Annotated in this window: 1 protein-coding gene; it reads right to left on the bottom strand. The window is 53.2% G+C overall.

Features of this window, described 5'->3' with window-relative positions; all coding sequences use genetic code 11:
- Positions 1 to 307: 307 nt before the first annotated feature.
- On the bottom strand, positions 308 to 626 hold a 319-nt coding region (locus P1S46_12405), incomplete at its 5' end, for a hypothetical protein (GenBank protein ID MDF1537264.1).

Genomic DNA, 626 nt, shown 5'->3' on the forward strand with positions numbered 1-626 from the left:
CCGTTCGAAATGGATAGAGGTACCCGCCCAAGCGGTAGTAGTTGACGGTGCTAAGCCTGCAGATGAGCAGGTTCCTGTCGGCGATAAGACCGCGGCTGATCAGCAGGTCGGCTTGCTGTTCGAAGGTGAGCGGGGCCCTGGAGTATCTCATGTCAGTGCCCCGAAAAAGAAACACCCCCCGGAATTACGCTTGTCCGGCAGGCCGGGCAGAGGCGCGGGGGGTTCGCTGACATAAGAATAGCCATTCGCGGGGTTCAAAGCAAGGGGTTTTTCCGACAACATTCCCAAACACCGCCAAGGCGTTGTTTCACTCATCCTTCTTCTCCTTGGCGGCTCTGAACAGTTTTTCTAATGCCTTATAGCCGATAACGGCGTGGAGTATTTCCGTTTCCTCCAGGACTTTTCTTCTCAAGGTGTATTCCCTTGAAAGAAGAGCCCCAAGTTCAGCATGCTTTTCCTGGATTTCCAGTGAAGGCAACGGGATGTATATGTCCATGAAGCCTTGACGTGGGATCATCGGTGCTCCAGCACCTGTTCTCTGCTCCCTCACCTGAACCTGCACCGACGACTGATTGATGCACCAACTGAGAAAACCGGGAATTACTCTCTCGTTTGGTTTCAGAATG

It is taken from the genome of bacterium (assembly GCA_029210545.1).
Taxonomy (GTDB): Bacteria; BMS3Abin14; BMS3Abin14; order BMS3Abin14; family BMS3Abin14; genus JARGFV01.